Genomic DNA, 20,019 nt, shown 5'->3' on the forward strand with positions numbered 1-20,019 from the left:
GAATAGTTTTGTCAGACCTAATAAATTTTATATTTTAAGGCAATGGTAATTGTTAATGAACATCATCTATATGAAATTGAGGGTAGAATTATCGGTAGCAATGGAATGTCTTTTTGCGGTTTAAGTAGTTCTGAAGCAAGGGTCGGAAGCTCAGAATTAAGTTTGTGTTTGATCATTCCGGATGTCGCATTATTAAAATTTGCCAGCTTTGATTCAATTTCATCGCGATTTTTAATCAGATGAGTAAGGTGGCTTATTGGCGAACCTGCAATAATTCCTGTATATCCTTTAAGTCCGATAATCTGTTCATGAATATTGTTAATGAATTTAATCTTTGGAGAATTGCGGAAAAAACGAAGCTGCAAATCAGGCCAAAGTCCGAACCCTATCCTACAGTGATCTTTATCCGGGTAAAAGGTTAAACGGGGGAAGTGCCATCCATCACACTTGTCATACGAAGCAATTCTTTTCAGTAAATCCCAGTCATTAATTGCGAGCCGTTCATCTGCGTCTAAGTATAGAACCCAGTCACCATGACAGTGCTCCAGCATTATATTTCGCTGTGCGCCGAAGTTGTTGTTCAGCGGGTTGCAGATATTTACGATTTTTATGCCGGACTCGCAAGGAATTACGGGGATTTTTGAATAATCGTTGCAGTCCCAGACCAGAACCAGTTCATAAATCCATGATGGGAATGAAGAAATGAATGAATCAAGATCCGGCTCATCTGGGCTGACTATTGCTGCGGCAGAAATTTTTATATTTGAATCCTGAGTGTCCGGTATCTGAATATTTTTATGGCTTGAAAAAAGTTTTTGTAATGATTGATGCTTTTTTTTGCTTTCACCTTCAATACATGGATTGAGAATCAGGCGGCTTTTGGTGGCTGTAAATCCGTATTGAATCAGGAGTAATAAAACAGCCCAGATGGATGAATCAACAAGCAGATGGGTGTTTGAGTTTAATGGGTCTGATGTAAAATTATCTTTTCGGATTTTTAGGATATTTTCGGGGTAGAGATCACAAATTATTAATTCCATCCAAGTCGGTTTAGACTTGGCAAGAGCTTTGGCCAATTTGCCGTCTCCTGCTCCGAACAGGATAATTGAGTCTGCACCTGATTGCTCAGCAAGCTGAATATTTCTTTGAACAACTTTTTCAGTGTCGCAATTTACTGTATTATCATTGTGTTGCTTTTGGCCTTCAAGCTTAAAGGAAAGTATTTGCGCTGAATATATGTCAAAAGGATGGCTCATATTATTTTTGAAAACCTTTAGATTCTAACAATTCAATATAAATATTACCCAGTTCGGCTGCAATGTCTTGCGCGCGGAATAGCTCGGATGCCTTGGCTCTGCCGTTTTCACCCATTTCGCGAGCTTCCTGCGGATGGGTTAAAAGAAATTTAACCGCCTCTGCATATTCTTGAATATCGTTTGCAATCAACCCTGTTTTTCCGTGATCAACAAGTTCCAGCTGTGCGTTGTCGCGTAACTCTTTGCTCGGATGAGTTATGACAGGCAGTCCGGCAGCCATTGCTTCCGCTATGACAAGACCGAAAGATTCTCCTGTATCATTTGCATGGGCTAGAAAAGATATGGAGTTAAAAAAATCAGAGAGCTCTTTATCTGTAAGAATTGGGTGTAAAAAGTTAACGTATTTCTCAAAGTCGTGCTCTTTGACAAATCTTTTAGCTTCGGGAATTCCGCCTATAATATTATAAGTAAAGGGTGCGATATCATTATTTTTAATCATTTGGTGTAAACTCGGTAGTATCCCAAGGGCAAGAGTAGACCATTTTCCTGGGTCAGCTCTTGAAATTCGACCAAATGTATGCGGTGGAAAATAGCGATCGACAGGGCTGTTGGCAGCGAAAAAATCTGTATCAACGGGATTATAGAGAACAGAATATTTAGGAGGCAAAGCCGGAATTGAATTAATTTTTTCAAATCTTTGCGCGCAAAAGCGGGATACAAATAAATGGCGGTCAATGATCTTTCCATCCGGGCTGGGATCATAATGGCCGAAGACATTTGTTTCAACAATGACAGGTATGCTGGCAAGTTTGAAAGGACGTAGTGAGCCTGATTCAGGCCATCCGGCGCGGTGCAGATGAACTATGTCGGGTTTAAATTTTTCTAGAAGCGGTAAAAGGTCAATCCCTATGAATGTTTCAATACCGTTTTGACGCAGCAATTTTGCTCTTGGTCCGTTTAATGGAGAGAATACCGCTGCATGAAATTTTTCAGTATCAAGGTTAGTGACAAATGATTGCATCACCTTTTCTGTGCCTCCAAGTCCAAGTGAGGAGGCTACGTGCAGTACTCGTATTTTTTCTTCTGCCATGATCTGAATTAAATGACAGATATGAGATGGGATGTAAAGAAATCAGCATAAAAAAGCCTCTGTTTTCAGAGGCTTTAATAATTTTGCGGCGGAATCTTTTAATTGTCTATCTAGCAGAACCGTAAGCACTGGCTGCTTTTTTAAGGCGTATAGAATTCGGAGCTGGCATGTTGCCGGAAGCCGTTGGAAGACCGTATCCCGGGCCATTTACAAAGCTTGCATTAATATTTGTTGAACCACTGGAGGCTGATGACTGTGTCTGCAATGGAGCATCTTGAGCATCCATTTTTGAGATTATTTCTCTATATGCAGAGGAAATACCATCAATGATTTTGATAACTTCATCAATTTTTTCATTGTCCATCTTTAAATTTGCCTGCAACAATCTTGTGTTGCAATAAATATAAAGCTGGCTCAGATTTTCAGCAAGAGAACCACCTTTTTCTTTGTTGAGGCTTGCTGTCAGTTCTGAAATAACTTCAATAGCTTTTGAAATAAGAATTCCTTTGGCGGCATAGTCTTTTTCGTCAATCTTAATTTTTGCCTGCTTCATGAATTTGATGGCGGCATCATAAAGCATGAGGAGAAGTTCTCCTTTAGAAGTGGTGTGTACCTGAGTTGAAAGATATGCTTGAGCGGCTTTATGCATTTGGTGCTCCTCCTGCCATATATATCGACCTACTTTTGTAAAAACCTTAGAGGGAATTTGAATTATTTTATAAATACTGGAGAACAGTGTGTTTTTAAAGGCTTTTTAAGTTTTTAGCTGCTACCGGAACCTAGCTGTTTGATGCTTGATGTCAACTGGGCCTGAATGCCCTGATATTTACCCAGCAAAGCGTCAAGTCTTGAATATTTCAATTTCAGGTTCTGTTCAAAAAGGTCAATTCTATTTTCTTCACGCTCAATTTTTTTATCAATATTATCCATAATATCATTATAGTTTTCTTCAAGGATATTAAGTGGACCGGTTTTACTGAGAATGTCACTTATTGCTCCGACCATTTCGCCGGCTTTACCTTCTTTGACACTTACTAGAATTGCATCTGAAGCGTTGTCGTTAGAGTTACCGTAAACTCCGTCAGTATGATTTAGAACTTTCATACCCAAACCTGCTTCCGGTGTTCCGCCTACCCCTGTAATCTCCCATGTTCCTGCTATCACTGCAGCTGCATGTCCATTGATAGTTGCAGAAACAAGGACGCCACCGGAAACCTCATACTGAACGTTATATGATCCAGGCTCGGTCGACCCTTCAATGTGAGACATGTACTGAACGTTTGGGGAGTTGCTGGTTCCTTTTTCATGCGCTGCAAAAATTTCTGCCACAGCATAAGGATCATCTAAAAGAGCCTTACTGAGTTCGTCCATATCAAGTTCAAGAAGACCTGCATTTGCTCCACCTGTATCTGCATTCGTCAATATTCCCACTTGAGATAGCGATGAATACTTGTCGCCCTTCGTTCCGCCTCCAGCTAAGTCTTCAAACCAGGTAAATCCTTCTCCTTTTGATGCTGTGATACTTTTAAGTCGCTGTCCTATCAGAAGTTCAACACCGTAGTTACCTGTAAGTATAGAACCTTTTGGTTTTTCAGACGTTGTGTCAACGGCAGTCATGTCCTTAATTTTTTGTCTGACTTCATTAATTTGGTCGACAAATTTTTGAACATTTTCTTTGATTTTTTCAGTATCAGTAGTGACACCAAGTTTAAAAGGAGTGGTAAATATATTACTGGCATTCGCTACACTAGTATCTTTCAGCGTAAATGTTAGCCCGATAATAGCATCATCTATTGTGTTACTTGCTCGTCTCATGAAATCGCCGGGAGGGAAACCGTCTACATTTATCTCAGCATCTTGAGCCAATTGAGTGCGAGTTAAATCCCCCAGTGCGGGATCAAGTCCAACAAGACTATCTACGATAATCATGCTTGCTTGTCCTAAGTCTAAACCGCTTAGTTGCAGGTGTAATGTGGTCCCATCTGAAATTGTTGTGGCTCTTATTCTGTCTTTAGTATCAACATGGTTATTAATTAAGTTTATAAACCCTTCCATAGTTGTACCGGCTGGAATATTACTCAGGACAATCGCATCACCTTGATAAGTGAAAGAAAAGGATCCATTTGAGGAAAAAATAGAGTCTTTAATGCTAGCTACTCCACCGTCGGAGCTGCGAATATCGTTTTGAGCTAGCTTTCTCACAAAGAGATTATGCGATGTAACAGTAGCTTCACTGGTTGCTGTAGCCGTGACAGCGTCTTCATTAGAACTTGTAGCAACCTTACTCATGAACTCGTCAATGGTGTCCATGGACTTAAGTGTTGTCTGTAAAGCTAAAAGAGATGTGTTAAGCTCATGAAATTGATCAACTTTTGAGCTCCAAGATTTCTTCCACTTCTCAAGAGATGTGATTTGGGTACGTTCAAGTTTAACGAACCCATCAATCATAGCTCCAAAGTCCGTGCCACTACCAAGGCCGGCGAAGCTTATATTTCCTGAAGTTGTATCAGCCATTTTAATCTCCGGGAATTAATTTCCCTAATTTTTGTCTTTCGCTTATGGCTTGCAAGGGTAGTGCCAATTTATTTTATGTTTTTTGGAGATAATTTCGAAATTAAGTAATAAAAGCCGGACCGAATTTTTCGCTCCGGCTTTTACCGTTTGTCTGACTTTTAGCTCAGTGCGTTAGCTATACGGTGAAATTAACCACCGATCAGATTCATAGCCATTCTTGGCATACTGTTCGCCTGTGACAGCATTGCAACAGCCGACTGAGTCAGAATCTGATTCTTGGTGAACTCAGTCATTTCGGTTGCTACATCAACATCAGAGATGCGGGATTCCGCAGCCTGAACATTTTCAGCCTGCACGGACAGGTTGGTAATGGTGTTTTCCAACCTGTTCTGCATAGCTCCGAGGTTAGCACGAATCTTATCCTTGGATATGATTGCGTTATTCAGCTTATCCAGAGAAGCCTGTGCAAGTGCCTGAGTGGATATTGAGTTGTTAGCTGCAAGTCCAACTCCGAGCGAAGAAGCTGTCGAATTGTTAATGGAAACGTAGTAATAATCTTCTGCAGAATCGTTACCGGTACCAAAGTGAACCTTAACCGGACCAGTAGATGTGATACCGTTACCGTTGTGCGCAGAATTTGCTCCTGACAGGTTTCCGTTAAGCAGGTGAATGCCGTTAAAGTCAGTTGCGTTAGCAATTCGAGTGATTTCTGATGCCATTGCCTGATATTCTGAATCGATGATCAGACGCTGGTCAGAGTTGTAGGTACCAGTTGCGGCCTGTGTTGCAAGTTCCTTCATCCTGATAAGCTTTTCATCGATGACGCCGAGTGCGCCGTCAGCTGTCTGGATCATGGAAATTGCATCGTTAGCGTTACGAATACCCTGGTTAAGAGATTTGACGTCTGAGCGCATGAGTTCGCGAATTGCGAGACCTGCAGCATCATCCGCCGCTGTTCCGACACGAAGACCTGAAGACAGGCGACGAGTCGAAACTGCAAGGCTGTTGTACGACTTCGAAAGATTTCGATTCGCATTCATTGCCATCAAATTGTGGTTAATTACTAAAGCCATGTTTTCCTCCATGAAGTGATATTGGCGTCCTTGCCAAAAACATTGCTCTGGAACTTAAGGTTCACAAAGCTATCTGGTCCTTCCGTGCAATTCTGATCGGTTGTTCTTATGATTTCTTTAGAGTTGTTTTTGTTTTTTTAGTTTAAAAAACAAAAAAAGGATCTCCAATATCCATTGGAAATCCTTTTTGTAAAAAGCATATTTAAGACGATGTTAAACTGGTGAAATATCCTTTAACATCTTGCGGGCAACTTCTAAAGAGATGCCTAATTTTTTAGTGATAGCTTCAAGATTATCTTCAGCATCAGATCCTCTAAGGTACAGAGGGAAGGGCATTTTATTACTGAATTCTGCCAAATCAGCACCGGAAAGGATATCGCGAACTGCCGGAGTGTTGAATCTTTCAGGAAGTTTTTTAAGTTGAGGATTGGCTGCTAAAAATTCGTCAAAAAAAGACTTGTTTTTCAGTAATCCGCTTCCCAGAATGACAGCTTTTTCATGGTTAAAAGATTTAATTATCGAAGCCGCTTCTTCTACAGACACCGGAAGGACCGGAGTAAGTTCTTTTGGAACACTTCCCCCTTCGGCTAAAGGCTCGAATCCTTGAATATAAACCTTCAGTCTGCGTGAATGAGTTACAACCCAGATTGGAGCGTCTGTGAACTCAGCAGGGCCGGCAGCAAGCAACGGAAGGTATCCCAGTCCGGCAATCAGTGCGTTGTTACCGGAAATAATTCCTGCCGCCGCAGAAAAAGTCAGCCGCAGCCCAGTGAAACTGCCCGGGCCTGCGATGCAGGCCAGATGGGTAATCTCTTTTGCTGTAAAGCCGAAAAGGTCCAAGCTGTTTTTAATGGCCGGAACCATGAAAAAAGCTGATTTACCGGGGACAATTAGAGTTCTTGCGTCGAGAAGTGAGAACTTTTCCTCAGTTTCTTCGCGTTTGGCAAGAATTATCTGAAGAGCTTCTTCTGTGCCGTCGAGGGCCAGTAAAAGGTCCATTTTATTATTTGAAAGTAGACTCATTTATTTAAACGTTCGGACTAAATCGTTAAAGATAGCAAAAGCCATCAGGGAAAACAGGAAGAGCAGGCCGACACGGGTTGCCGCGCTCTGAAGTTTTTCACTCAGCGGTCTGCGTAAAACAGTTTCCAGTCCGAAGAATAGCAGGTGTCCACCGTCAAGCACTGGAATCGGCAGTAAGTTAAGCAACCCCAGGTTTATGCTGATGAAGGCGGTAAACTGAAGCAGTTCAAGTAATCCGCGTTCAGACTGTTGTTTAATGGCTTGCGCTATCATGATCGGCCCGCCGATTGAATCCATCGGCACGACTCTTTCAACCATTTTAACAATACTTGTGCAGATCAGTTTTGTTACAACCCACGTCTGTATAACCGCCGCTTTTGCGCCGGATATTCCGCTAAGCTTAACAGTTTTAGTATTGCCGGAAGCGACAATTCCAACAACAGGGACTCGGATTGTTTCACCGAAAAGATTTTTAAGTTCCTGAACTTGCGGAGTAATTATAATATTTTTCTGTTCACCGTTTCTGGATATTATAAAATCAAGGGAATCTGTTTTACTGGTTTGAATGGTTTCAGCAAGATCACTCCAGAACACAATTTTTTTCCCGTTTATGGAAATTACATTGTCACCAGTTTGAATTCCGGCCTGAAGAGCCGGTCCGTCAGGTTGCAGATTACCCACTTCTGGCGTCATCCCCATCTGACCATTAGTCAGAATTATTCCCCAGAAGATTATCCATGCCAGAATAAAGTTGAAAACAGGTCCTGCTGCAACAACAAGCATTCTGTGCCACGGTGGGCGGTTCATGAATAGTTGTCCGGAACTGAACTCTGAGTCCTTGTCCATATTTCGTTCCTCTCCGGCAAGGCTTACATAACCTCCGAGAGGAATCAGTGATAATTTGTACTCTGTTTTTCCGATTGAAAATCCGGCAAGTTTCGGGCCGAAGCCGAGTGAAAAGGTTTTTACTCCGATTCCGAGCAAACGGGCGACGGCAAAATGACCTAACTCATGAAAGAAGATTAAACCGCCGAGAACCAGTATGAAATAAAATATCCATGTCATGTTTTGCCTTAAGCGATAGAATTCATAACATCGCGTCTGGTTTTGACGTCAAGTTCCAGAACAGCTCCTGCTTCACTTACGTCGCAGGATGTATGCTGTTCCAGTGCTGAGTCTATTATTGAGGGGATGTCAGTGAATCCGATTTTTTCGTGCAAAAAGAGATCAACAGCCACTTCATTGGCCGCGTTCAATACGATAGGGTGGCTTTGTCCTGCGGAGAAAGCTTCAAATGCCAATTTCAAACAGGGGAAAACCTCAAGGTCAGGTTTTTCAAAAGTCAGAGTCCCTATTTCTGCAAGGTTCAAAGATTTCAAATCAAGAGGAACTACCTTCGGGAAGCAGATGCTGTATGCAATCGGAATCTGCATGTTAGGAAGACCCAGATGTCCGAGCTGTGAACCGTCAACGTATTCAACAAGTGAATGAATAATACTTTGAGGGTGCACAACTACATCAATCTGTTCAGGCGGCAGCCCGTATAAATGACAAGCTTCAATAACCTCAAGTCCTTTGTTCATAAGGGTTGCGGAGTCTATGCTGATCTTTGCTCCCATATCCCAGTTGGGATGGTTGAGGGCTTGTTCGCGGGTAACATTTTTAAGAAATTCTTTACTTTTACCGCGGAAAGGGCCGCCGGAAGCTGTAAGAATAAGTCTGCTTACGTCCGATCCGTTATGACCTGCAAGACCCTGAAACAACGCGTTGTGTTCTGAATCGACTGGTAAAATCGTCGCGCCTGTTGCATGACAGGTGGCCCTGATAATGTGCCCGCCAAGAACCAGTGATTCTTTATTAGCCAAAGCAATCATTTTGCCTTTTTTCGCTGCGGCAAGAGTCGGCTCGAATCCGGCTGCACCTACAATAGAAGAAAGAACAACATCGACTTCATCAAGTGAAGCTAATGTGACATATGCTTCGGGTCCTGTGAGAATTTCAGGTTTGTAGTCTGCGGGGAGCAACTGTTTTAATTCTTCAGCTATTTTGTCTGTAAGGACTGCAAGGTATGCAGGGCGGTGCTTGATTGCCTGCTGCGCTAAAAGTTTAGCGTTTCTGCCGCCTGCAAGAGCTGTTATTTTAAAAAGATCAGGGTGCTGCTCAATTACTTTCAGTGTGCTTGTGCCGATTGATCCAGTGCAGCCCAGAATAGAAATTGTTCTAGGGAAAGCGGGCAGTTTTGCAGTAGCAGGCCAAGGAGATATGTATGTTTTCAAAATTAAAATTCCGTCGTGTTTTGTGAGCTGAAAATTTTTAAGCTCTGTTTAGAAAAAGGCGTGTATCTGTCTTGCCAGAATATACACTGGAAGCGCAAGGACAAGACTGTCTATTCTGTCTAAAACTCCGCCATGTCCCGGTAGAATTTTTCCCGAATCTTTAACGTCGAGTTTCCGTTTCAGTGCGGATTCAAAAAAGTCTCCCATTTGAGAGGCTATATTTAAAGAAGCGGCAAGCACTGCCCAGTAAAGAACAGGTGCGTTGCCTAACGCTCTTCCATAAACTGTGCAACAGACAATACAGGCAATAAATCCACCGATTGATCCTGCCCATGATTTTTTCGGGCTGATGCGTGGCCATATTTTCTTTTTTCCGAAATATGTTCCGGCATAAAATGCGGCAGTATCAGATGCAGACGATGAAAGGAGAACAAATAATATTTCCCAACTGGTCATGGATGTTAAAAACTGAAGAGATAAAGGAATATAAATCAGTCCGGAAAAAAGAATCAGGGAATTTTTATATGAAGCGGTGTCGGGATTTGCACTATAAGAAAAAAGGAATTTGAAATTATAAACCCAAAACAGGGCGAGGAGTAAAATTATAACCCGTGTAGGTGAAGATAAAGACGCTGTTAAAACTATTGCAATTCCTGAAATTACGCCGAGTAATTTAGCTATATAGTGTGATTTGTCTTTCCAGAACATGGAATAAAATTCATTGAGAGCAACAGCGGCGAAAAGTGTAACTGCACCGATAAGGATATATCCTCCTAAATACAGTGCTGAGAAAAGGGCTAAGACAAGAAGTACCGAGGTTATAATCCGTTGTTGCAAGGAGCTTAAGGTCATGAAAATCCTCTAATAAAATTTCCAATTAATTCAATCAGGAAATATTACATTTGTATTTTTTTTTATATTATATTTTCTTCTAACTAGATTTTAATATTTCAAAACAAAATCAGTCAGTGGTTTCTGGTTTAATTTAGGTTTGTTTTGTAAAAAACTGCATAATTATAATTCATTAATAGTTATCGGGCAACCCGTAGACCCTTCTTTTTTATGATTAGTTAGATCATAACTTGATCCAAGTCTACAGCCGTTAATGGTAAATAATCTGATATCTTGAGTTGTGAATATAAGACTATACTGCTTCTTTGAATTATTTAAAGAAGGTGTTCTTTATCATAATTAGATTAAGCTGTTCAATCCTGTAATTATTGTGATATCTTAATTATACTCTTGTATTTTTCTATAGTATAGCAGTATATTTTAATAAAAAAGGTAGAATTGCAAATTCTTATTATACTGGTTGATGTGAACTCGGGGGAGTTATGAAAAAAAAGATTGCAAAAATAAATAGTACCGGTGCTGCCGCAATTGAGAAACTTTTAAGAGGTATGATAAAAGATACTGAGTGTGTCCAATGCCGGAAGGCATTGAAAGATCTTACGAGTCCTATTCTTTCAACTGTTTCCCAGATGTTTGGTGAACAGATGGATCTTGTGGACAGACTTACGGAGATCGGTCTGGCTCTTTCAGGAGAAACTCGGCTCGAACATCTCTTGGAGATGATTGTTGATGAAGCGCGTGTTCTGACAAAAGCAGACGCAGGCACTCTTTATATTGTAAACAAAGAAGCTCGAAAACTGGAATTTTCCATTATTCAAAATGACTCTATGAATGTGCGTATAGGTGGAGCCAGTACTAAAGAAACATCGCTGCCTCCTGTCCCTCTTTATACTCCAGACAATATTCCAAATAAATCTCACGTATCCGCCTATTGCGCTCTGACTGGAGAAACAGTCAATATTGCAGACGTTTATGAAGCTGAAGGCTTTGATTTTACCGGCCCTAGAAAGTATGATGAAACCACAGGTTACCGTTCAAAATCTATGCTTGTTCTGGCTCTTAAAAATCATGAGCAGGATATAATCGGTGTACTTCAGCTTCTTAATGCGCTTGATGAGAATGGTGACGTTGTCGAATTTTCGACAGATGTCGTTGATATTGTCGGGTCACTTGCGTCGCAAGCGGCGATTGCCCTGACTAATGTCCAGCTGATCCAGGGCCTTAAAGATCTGCTCTATTCTGTTATCCAGAGTATTGCCGCGGCGATTGATGCAAAATCAACTTATACCAACGGTCACATTGAACGGGTTGTGACTTTGACCATGATGATTGCTGACGCTGTTAACAAAACAACTGAAGGTAAGTTGGCAGATATACAATTTTCCGCAGATGAGCTTGAAGAGTTGAAGCTTGCAGCATGGATGCACGATGTAGGTAAAATTTCTATTCCGGAACATGTAGTCGATAAATCAACTAAGCTTGAAACGATTTATGACCGGTCAGAACTTGTTGATAACCGGTTCAGATTAATTGCTGAGATTGTTAAAAACAGGAAACTCGGAGAAATCGTTAAGGTTTTGTCAGATCAGCCCGATCCTGATTTAATTCACGCTATTGAAGTAAAATATGCAGTTGAACTTGAACAGATTGAAAATGACAGAATATTTATCGCTTCCTGTAATATTCCTAAGGAGTTTATGACCGACGACCGGATTGAAAGGGTCCGCGAAATTGCCACACGCACTTATGAGAGCGGAGGCGAGACTTTCAATTGGCTAAGCGATGATGAGGTCACAAATCTGTGTATTCGCAAGGGAACATTGACTGATCGTGAACGCAAAATTATAGAAAGCCATGCGGCAATTACGCTTGAGATGCTTTCGAGACTTCCTTTCCCCAAAAGACTTTCACACGTTCCGGAGTACGCCGCCGCACATCATGAAAAACTTGACGGCTCCGGCTATCCGAAAGGTTTGACTGCTGAAGATCTTTCATTGCAGGCACGAATCATGGCTGTCGCTGACATCTTTGAAGCTCTTACCGCTAAAGACAGGCCGTATAAGAAACCCATGAAGATTGCGCAAGCCATTAAAATTCTCGGTTTTATGGAGAAGGATAACCATATTGACCCCGATATTTACGGACTATTTCTAGATTCAGGTCTGTATATGGAATATGCAAAGGCTGAGCTTGATCCATCACAGTTTGAAGAGGATTAAGCCTGATCACTGAGTGTTTTTTTCTCCTTTCTGATATTTATAGAAATCTGTCAGTTTATCGAGCGCCGCATCCGGTGTTGACGCGTAAGGTATGACCGGAAAAGTCAGTTTGTTAATCTTTTTCAAATAATCAGTATATTGCGACTCTTTGATGTATTCAATATCAAAAATGGCTATTCCAGACTCAGAAAGCTCCTTTGCCAATTGCAAGCGATAGTTCTGATCTTCTTTGCTGAAAACATTTTCCAGCAGGCTTTCCAGTCCGACCATGTTTATTGTTTTGAAATATAAATCACGATAAACAGGGGAGCAGTCAGCAATGATTCCAAGACCGTTCTGCGGGCAGATAATAAAACTTTTACCAGATTTTGCGCGGCAGTAATCAGCAATTCTTTTTACCAGCTTAACCATATCATCTGCGGTTGCTTTTACATCAACTCCCTGTTCATGCCAGAACCAGTATGCATCAATAATATCTAGATAAACACCGTCAAAGCCAGCCTCCAAAATGCGGTCTAAATATGGGCGCAGTCCTGTTTCCCACCAGTCCTCACGCCAGTAGCGTACTTTGTAATTTTCAGGCCAGTCAGGATTTTCCGGACCCAGAAAGTTCGGAGGATTATCATTCCATTCTTTTTTCCAGTAGAATCTGTATTTTTCCGCTTCACCGATGGAAAAATAGCAGAGAACTGTTTTGTCGAATTTGTGCAGAACAGAAACATCTTCAGCAGTAAATCTTTTGTTGTCAGTTCCATCTGCTGAGTAATCCATAACGACTAATTCGTATGGAGATTCAGCCAGCATAGCAATCGATGGGCTTTGAAGCCAGAAGCACCAGCTTGAAATCTTTTTTTTAATTCTGTGAGTTGTTTCAGCCGGTTGAGTTTTCTGGGTGATTTCGGGCAGTTTCGTGGAACACGAAAACATGATAAAAGATATTGTTATCAAAAATAAATATTTAAATTTCAATATGTTAGTGTAGTACATATAAGGATTCCTGAGTTTGGGATGAATTTATAATTGGTTCTTAAACGAAAATATATCATTTCACTGGAGGAAATAGAAGTAAGTTCTCTGTTTGTCAGTAACTAGCTTAAAATTTTTAAAATTTCTTTTCAATATAATCATAACGGATTATGCTTACTGTAAAGGTGTCTCATAGACTTTTGGCGATGTGATTACATGCTGATTATGCCGTTGTTAAAGTGGCTTTTTTGATTCGGTGACTAGCAGGTATGTGTAAAGCAATGTTTCATAAATTGTTATATGTTGTTAAACCGTAACAGTTATCATGTATTCAAAGTTGTTTGGGGGATAATTTATAATTAAATTGTAAGTTAGCTTTATAACATATTTTAATCTCATTAGAGGTTCTAAATACTTAACATTTGACATGGAGTCAGGAGGGGTAAAGTGAAAAAGTGTTTATTTCCAGTGTTTTTTTTGGTCATAATTCTTGCAGGATGTTCCGGTTCTTACATGCAAGGATATACGCAGCCTCAAGGTATTGCCAGTGAAGCCCGCCATGCCGCAGTTCTTCCTTTAGTTAATTTAACAACCACACCTAATGCCGGACGTATGGTCGGCGACTTGCTCGCAACCGAGCTTTATTCTTCCACTAAGTTTCAGCTGATGGAATCGACTGAAATGCTCAAACGAGTAAAGGGAGACAACGATGATCTGGAATTTGTCATGGAAGATGCTGTGGCCCAGAAGGTCGGAGTAAGTCTCGGCGTTGATACAATTATTTACGGCTCCGTTTCTGAATATCAGTACAAGCGCGGCGTAAATCAAAGCCCGACTGTCGGAATCAATTTGAGAATGATTGATGTTTCTTCCGGAAAAGTCCTTTGGGCTTCATCTGTATCTAAAAGTGGAGGTTGCTTTTTCGGATGTACAGAATCTTTAAACAGCGTGGCTCAGGAAGCTTTGGCAGAAATGGTTGCTTCAATGACCGCTGTTCCTGCTCAATAGTTTTTACAGTGGCTCTAATTTCATTTTCACTGCTTAGCAGCACTTTTGCATTTGGAAAAAGCAAAAATGAAGTGTCGACATGGTGCTGTTATTATGGACAGCAGGATAAGACTGAAGATTTAGCCCGGTTTGACCTTGCTGTTTTAGATGCTGGCGGCCAAAAGCCGGAACAGCTGCGTAAACGCAGAGTTAAATGTCTCGTTTATGTCAGTCTTGGTGAAGTGCATACGGACAGTCCTTATTACGCGCAGGCCGCAAAGCTTGGATTGCTGGTCAGATATAATGAAAACTGGGATTCTTGGGTGGTTGATATCCGCCGTCCCGAGTGGAAGAAGATGCTCTTTGAACAGATAATTCCAGATGCGCTTAAGAGTGGATATGACGGACTTTTTTTCGATACTCTTGATTCTCCGATTGATATGCAGAGGCAGGACCCTGACACATATAAAGGTACTGAACGAAGCTGTGTTGAGTTGATTAAAGACATTAGAAATCATTACCCGAAGTTGTTTCTCTGTCAGAATCGTGGATTTGAAATTATTCAGAGAACTGCTCCGTATATTGATTATCTGTTAATCGAAGGTCTCAGCAGTTCTATGGATATTGCTACCGGAATCAGGAGTGATGTCTCTGATCAGGATCGTGAATTTCTAATTACCAAAGCGCAGTCAGCCATTAAAAAAAATCGTAATCTTGTGGTTCTCAGTTTGGATTATGCTTTGCCGGATGATAAGCAGGAAATTGACAAAGCTTATAAATTTTCACGAAAACAGGGGTTTGTTCCGTATGTCAGCACTCCAGAACTCCATCAGGTTAATACCTATGCGCCTGCTCCTTAGTTTTATTATTTTTATTCTTTCTTTTTCTACCGCAGTTCCAATGAGCTACGGAGCGCAACTGAAGCGTAAAGTCATGGTCCTCTATAACAGTGCCGAAAAGCAAAATGCTCAGGGAAACCTTTTTGTAGAAGGGTTTGCCATGCCGCTAAATTATTTGGGGATTTTATATGAAGTGCGTGATGTAAATAAACGGCCTCTTCCTGATGCAAAGCAGATGGAGCAGTGCATTGGGATTTTTACAACATTTGCTGATGAGTTTATGGAAAAACCGGAAGACTATCTGAAATGGCTTATCAACCAACAGGAAAACGGCCGGAAAGTCATTATTGCAGGCAGTTTCGGAGCCCGTCAGAATCTTAATAATGACGCGGTAGATCCTGCTCTGGTTAAACGAGTTTATTCGAATTTAGGTTTTTCATGGCAGGGTAACGCAACAAATAACAGTGTTCGCCTTGTATACGATAATATCGACCCAAAAGAGATGAACTTTGAGCGCAATCTTCCTTTGTTTCCACCTAGATATGCTCAGATTATCGCCGTTGATGACCATGTTAAGCCGTGGGTAACAGTAAAAATTAAAGATAATCCAAATTCTTCAGGTGTTGCAGTTGCTGCCGGGCCGAAGGGAGGAATTGCGCTTGATGGTTATATGCGGTGGCAGGATCCTGTAACTTTTATTGAGCAGTGGTATCTCAATCCTTTTGATTTTTTACAGCAATCTTTGAATTTGAAAGGGATACCGGCTCTCACTCCGACAACGCTTAATGGATTAAGAGTAGCTTTTGCTCATATAGATGGTGACGGTTTTGCCGGTTATACTGAAATAGATAAAAATAAAAATTGCGCAGAAATCTTGATGGAACGCATTTTTTCCCGTTATGATTTCCCTAATTCTGCATCGGTAATTGCCGGAGAAATTGATCCGGATGTAAAAGGAAGCCCTGCTAACGTGCTTCTTGCACGGACTTTGTTTGAAATGAAAAATATCGAGCCTGCATCACACTCGTATACTCACCCTTTTGCCTGGAATAAAAAACTTAGAGAGTCACCCGAGTATAAAGATGAATTTGTTGTGGGGCAATACGAGAAAGCCGGTTATAAGTTTAATGCTACATATGAAATTGTTGATTCATGCAAATATATTTCTACTGATTTAACTCCGCCTGATCATCCCTGCAAAACTCTCTTCTGGTCCGGAATGTGCGATCCGGTAGGTAGTCAGGCTGAAATTGTCAAGAAGGCCGGACTGCTGAATTTAAATGGCGGTGATACTATTTTTGATGCCAGCCACAATTCCTATTTTGGAGTATCTCCGCTTTACAAGCCTCTTGGTGAACAAAGCCAGATTTATACCGGACAGGCAAATGAAAATATTCTGACTAATTTGTGGGCCGGACCTTATTTCGGTTTTCGCAATATAGTGGAAACCATGAAGCGGACAGGGACACCGCGTAGAGTCATGCCGATCGATATTTATTACCATTTTTACAGCGGTGAAAAATTTGCTTCGCTCAAAGCCTTGGAAGACGTTTATGATTGGGTTGTATCTCAGAACTGCGCCAAGGTTTACGCCTCTGCCTACATCAAAATGGTTAACGGGTATTTATCCGGTAAAATAGATATTATTGATGCCGATCATTTCGTTATATCAGATTATGATGATTGCCTTTCGCTCCGGCTGGACGGGGCTGATAAAGTCCCTGACTTAGCAAATTGTAAAAATATTATCGGCTATGACATAGAACCGGAAGGTATTTTTGTGCATTTGAACCCCGGAACCGGCAAGGCTGAACTTGTCTTATCCTCAAATATTAAAGTTAATGACGGGGTTGCGTATATTAAAAGCGGCTCAGGTTGGATAAAAGATTTTAAGCGTTCAGAGCGGGGCGTAAGATTTATTTTTGAATGTTTTAATAAAGGTAAAATTGTCGTTGCCGGTCTGAAACCTGATCATAAATTTAAGATTGTCGGTAATAATTTCTCTGCAATGGAAGTGACCAGCAGCAACAGGGGAGAGGTTCTTTTACAGGATGTAACGTCTGGACCGTTGGAGATTTCGCTGATTTGAACATCAAGTTATGGCGAATACTTTTATTTGTGCTCGTATTTGTCGGAGCCACCTATCTTATCTACCCTTTCCCGAAGGATATGGTTCCGCTGTATCTTAAAAACGGTGATATTGCGAAGGCTACCGATATAATTTCGACACTTCTGGATGAAAATCCGGACGATCTGCAACTGCTTGATTTGGGGGCGGATGTTTATCTTCTTCGCGGTATGCCGGAGAAGGCTATCGCAAGTTTAAAGCGTATCCTTGATTTTGAACCTGAGGATATCTCTATCCTTGAAAAGCTTGTTAAGTGTTACGAGTGGAATGTTATGCCACTTGATGCTTTGCAAACATGGGAACGCATTGCACTGTTAAGCCCTAAAAGGGAAAAGCCGTTAGAAAAAATGGTTATGTATTATCGTTTTTATAACTTGGTGCATAAAGAAGTTTCGGCGATTATAAAGCTAAATAATTTACAGACAGCTGAAGAAATTTCAGATGCTTTTAAGACAGGAATAAACCTTGAAGTTTCCCGTATTGCAAAAGAATATGATGCTAAAAAAGATGATCCTTATCTTGATTACCTCATAAGGCATATTTATATCGTAGGAGAGCAGTACCGAGTAGATTTGGAAAATAGTGAAAAAATCAACTACTTAGATTATGTTACATATGCATGTGAATATTATGTTCAGGTTGGACGAGTTGAAGAAGCCGCAGCATTTGCTTCTTACATGGATAAAAAAACAGGCAATGGAATAGAAAGTCGTATTCAACTTGTTAAAGTCCTTGGGTGGTCGCAGCAAAATGCTGCCGCTTTAGATCTGGCAGAACAACTTTATAAACTTAAACCTGATAATATTGCGCTGCTGACTGAAATGTCATGGCTGGCGCAGAGTTTAAAACGAAATGATCTCGCTGAATTGTCATTGCAAAAATTAGTGCGTCTTGAACCTGATAATACAAAGCACCGCGAAGACCTCGGAAATATGTATATTGATGAGGGTAAATTCAGTCAGGCTGTCGCGATTTTTAGAGATTTGGCTCAGAAGTTCAGTAAGTTAATAACGTATGCTCACAGCATGCTACGGGCAGCCTTATATAGCTCTGATCCTCAGCTTATGGAAAAAGTTGTTGCTGAAACAGAGCATCTCGATATTACTGATCCAGAGTACCAAAGGACTAAAGCGGAACTTTTTCTTGCTCTCAATCGTCCGCGCGATGCATATGCCTTGTTGCGGGTCGTGGCTGAGGGGCCGGATGGTCAGCTGGATGACTTTGTCAGACTGCTGGACGCAGCCGGAGCAACAGGGGATGCCAAGCTTGTTGCCGACACCGTCGATTTGGTTTTGCGTTTTGCACCTGATGACAGTTCCCTTATGCGTCAAGGTGCTGAAGCTTGGTTAAATGCCGGTAATCCTGAAAAATCTTATCAGCTGTATCGTCAGGTTGTAAGTAAAGAAGGGCAGGAAAAAGATGTTATCGGAATGCTGCTGGCTGCTTCTGAAACTCAAAGTCTTAAAACTGCAAAACAGGCCGCGGAATACGCTGTTAAAGTTTTACCTGATAATTTAAAAGTTCTGTCGCAAGCCGGAGAAATAATGCTTTGGCTTAACTCTCCGGTTGATGGTTATCCTTATTTCAAGAAGGCGGCTGTTTTGACAAGCGGTGATAAAGAAACCGTTATGAAACTTATGCAGGTTGCTTCTTATACTGCAGATAGCAAAATTTTTAGAGACGCAGCGACGGTTGCCGTAAAACTGCGGCCTTCTGATGAACAGGTTGCAATGCTCGCCGCAGGAGTATGGGCTGCTGCCGGAGATACGAAAAAGGCTGCACAGCTTATAGCCAGTTTTGCAGGCAGGCAGGGTGAAACATATGAAATGCTCATGCAGTGGGCAGAATTTGCAGATCAGTCAGGGCTTACTGAAGAAGCATATAGACTCTATGAGCAGATTTATTCACTGAATTCCAGCGATAAGAAAGTACGAGCAAATTTAGCAAGGCTTGCAGGATGGACAAATCGTCCCAAGGTTTCAGCGAAGCTTTTCGGAGAAATGTCTGATGAACAACCGGATAGTTTCTCTTTGGCACTGCAGGCGGCAAAAGGTTATTCTGACGCTGCCGAGTATACCGATGCTGTCAGGTATTACGAAAGAGCTTTGTCATTTAAAAGTGGCGATACTGACTTGAAGCTGGAACTTGCGCGCAATTACGGCTTTGCAGGGATGAACGATAAGCGGATTATCTTGCTGCAAGAACTTAATGCGCAGGGAGTACTTCCGCAGGTGGAAAAAATAGAGCTGGCCAGAGCGTATCTTGATGATAAAAATCCGCAGAAAGCTCTTGAGATTCTTGAACCGTACGTGACTTTAAAAATTCTGCCGAGGTTTGAAGGCTTTTTGCTTGCTTCCGCTTACGATCAGGCTGGACGCAGGCAGGATGCTTCTGAAATTTATAAAAAGCTCGGCCTTGAGTATGGTAACGATGGTGTCTTCATGGCCCGCCTTGGAGCCGAGGCCCTTTTTAATAATCACGCAGATGATGCTTTTTCTTTGTTTGAATCTGCCCTCAAGGTGGATAAAAAGAATCAGACTGCTTTAAAAGGGATAGCTATGATTTATGCTCAGCGGAATGAGTATAAAAAGGCTGCTGCTAATTTCAGAGCATACAGCAGAATTGTACCGGATGATGCGGATGCCAGATTCCAGCTTGGGGAAGTTTATATGCAGACGGGCCGTGAAGGTGAAGCCCTGAGAGAGTTTAAAGCGGCAAAAAGAATTTTGAAGCGGCAGGGCATTAATGAGAAATCAATTTTCAGCCAGGCTGACAAGGTCATTGGGAAGGAATAAT

General features: G+C 41.4%; 15 protein-coding genes. 5 read left to right on the top strand and 10 right to left on the bottom strand.

The window, feature by feature from the left end:
• Positions 1-62: 62 nt before the first annotated feature.
• The 9 genes from B9N78_RS08135 to B9N78_RS08175 form a co-directional block, all read right to left on the bottom strand.
• Positions 63-1,256 carry a glycosyltransferase gene (locus tag B9N78_RS08135; RefSeq protein WP_085101013.1) on the bottom strand — a complete coding sequence of 398 codons (1,194 nt, stop codon included), beginning with the start codon at positions 1,254-1,256 and terminating at the stop codon, positions 63-65.
• Between the two features lies 1 nt (position 1,257).
• Positions 1,258-2,346, bottom strand: coding sequence for a glycosyltransferase family 4 protein (locus B9N78_RS08140; RefSeq protein ID WP_085101016.1), 1,089 nt, complete (start codon positions 2,344-2,346; stop codon positions 1,258-1,260).
• A 106-nt stretch (positions 2,347-2,452) separates the two neighbouring features.
• Positions 2,453-2,995, bottom strand: coding sequence for a flagellar export chaperone FliS (gene fliS, locus B9N78_RS08145; protein WP_085101018.1), 543 nt, complete (start codon positions 2,993-2,995; stop codon positions 2,453-2,455).
• 113 nt (positions 2,996-3,108) lie between these two features.
• Positions 3,109-4,860 carry a flagellar filament capping protein FliD gene (gene fliD / locus B9N78_RS08150; RefSeq protein ID WP_085101021.1) on the bottom strand — a complete coding sequence of 584 codons (1,752 nt, stop codon included), beginning with the start codon at positions 4,858-4,860 and terminating at the stop codon, positions 3,109-3,111.
• Between the two features lie 188 nt (positions 4,861-5,048).
• Positions 5,049-5,933: a flagellin N-terminal helical domain-containing protein gene (locus B9N78_RS08155; RefSeq protein WP_085101024.1), complete on the bottom strand. Its 885-nt coding sequence runs from the start codon at positions 5,931-5,933 to the stop codon at positions 5,049-5,051.
• Between the two features lie 213 nt (positions 5,934-6,146).
• Positions 6,147-6,956 carry a tRNA (adenosine(37)-N6)-threonylcarbamoyltransferase complex dimerization subunit type 1 TsaB gene (tsaB, locus tag B9N78_RS08160; protein WP_085101027.1) on the bottom strand — a complete coding sequence of 270 codons (810 nt, stop codon included), beginning with the start codon at positions 6,954-6,956 and terminating at the stop codon, positions 6,147-6,149.
• Positions 6,957-8,021, bottom strand: a complete 1,065-nt coding sequence (rseP, locus tag B9N78_RS08165; protein ID WP_085101030.1) for an RIP metalloprotease RseP — start codon at positions 8,019-8,021, stop codon at positions 6,957-6,959.
• Positions 8,022-8,029: 8 nt separating this feature from the next.
• Positions 8,030-9,232, bottom strand: coding sequence for a 1-deoxy-D-xylulose-5-phosphate reductoisomerase (locus B9N78_RS08170; RefSeq protein WP_085101033.1), 1,203 nt, complete (start codon positions 9,230-9,232; stop codon positions 8,030-8,032).
• A gap of 48 nt (positions 9,233-9,280) precedes the next feature.
• The gene (locus B9N78_RS08175; protein WP_085101035.1) at positions 9,281-10,084 is read right to left on the bottom strand and encodes a phosphatidate cytidylyltransferase; all 804 of its coding nucleotides are present in this window, start codon (positions 10,082-10,084) and stop codon (positions 9,281-9,283) included.
• A 482-nt stretch (positions 10,085-10,566) separates the two neighbouring features.
• Between B9N78_RS08175 and B9N78_RS08180 the strand changes: the two genes are divergently transcribed.
• Positions 10,567-12,303: an HD family phosphohydrolase gene (locus B9N78_RS08180; RefSeq protein WP_085101038.1), complete on the top strand. Its 1,737-nt coding sequence runs from the start codon at positions 10,567-10,569 to the stop codon at positions 12,301-12,303.
• A 6-nt stretch (positions 12,304-12,309) separates the two neighbouring features.
• Here the strand turns inward: B9N78_RS08180 and B9N78_RS08185 are convergent, their stop codons facing one another.
• Entirely contained in the window at positions 12,310-13,290 is a 981-nt protein-coding gene (locus B9N78_RS08185) for an MJ1477/TM1410 family putative glycoside hydrolase (protein WP_170921394.1), read from the bottom strand.
• Positions 13,291-13,716: 426 nt separating this feature from the next.
• Here B9N78_RS08185 and B9N78_RS08190 point away from each other — a divergent pair, with 426 nt between their 5' ends.
• The 4 genes from B9N78_RS08190 to B9N78_RS08205 are packed head-to-tail and all read left to right on the top strand — an operon-like array spanning position 13,717 to position 20,018.
• Positions 13,717-14,277 (top strand): CsgG/HfaB family protein, encoded by a 561-nt coding sequence (locus B9N78_RS08190; protein WP_085101321.1) that lies wholly within the window; start codon positions 13,717-13,719, stop codon positions 14,275-14,277.
• Positions 14,196-15,116, top strand: a complete 921-nt coding sequence (locus B9N78_RS08195) for a glycoside hydrolase family 191 protein (protein WP_085101040.1) — start codon at positions 14,196-14,198, stop codon at positions 15,114-15,116. The genes B9N78_RS08190 and B9N78_RS08195 overlap by 82 nt, the downstream gene beginning before the upstream one ends.
• Positions 15,064-17,184 carry a polysaccharide deacetylase family protein gene (locus tag B9N78_RS08200; RefSeq protein ID WP_085101043.1) on the top strand — a complete coding sequence of 707 codons (2,121 nt, stop codon included), beginning with the start codon at positions 15,064-15,066 and terminating at the stop codon, positions 17,182-17,184. The genes B9N78_RS08195 and B9N78_RS08200 overlap by 53 nt, the downstream gene beginning before the upstream one ends.
• Positions 17,181-20,018 carry a tetratricopeptide repeat protein gene (locus B9N78_RS08205; protein ID WP_085101046.1) on the top strand — a complete coding sequence of 946 codons (2,838 nt, stop codon included), beginning with the start codon at positions 17,181-17,183 and terminating at the stop codon, positions 20,016-20,018. The genes B9N78_RS08200 and B9N78_RS08205 overlap by 4 nt, the downstream gene beginning before the upstream one ends.
• Position 20,019: the final 1 nt, after the last annotated feature.

Origin of the sequence: Desulfovibrio gilichinskyi, from assembly GCF_900177375.1 — a bacterium.
GTDB classification, from domain to species: Bacteria; Desulfobacterota; Desulfovibrionia; order Desulfovibrionales; family Desulfovibrionaceae; genus Maridesulfovibrio; species Maridesulfovibrio gilichinskyi.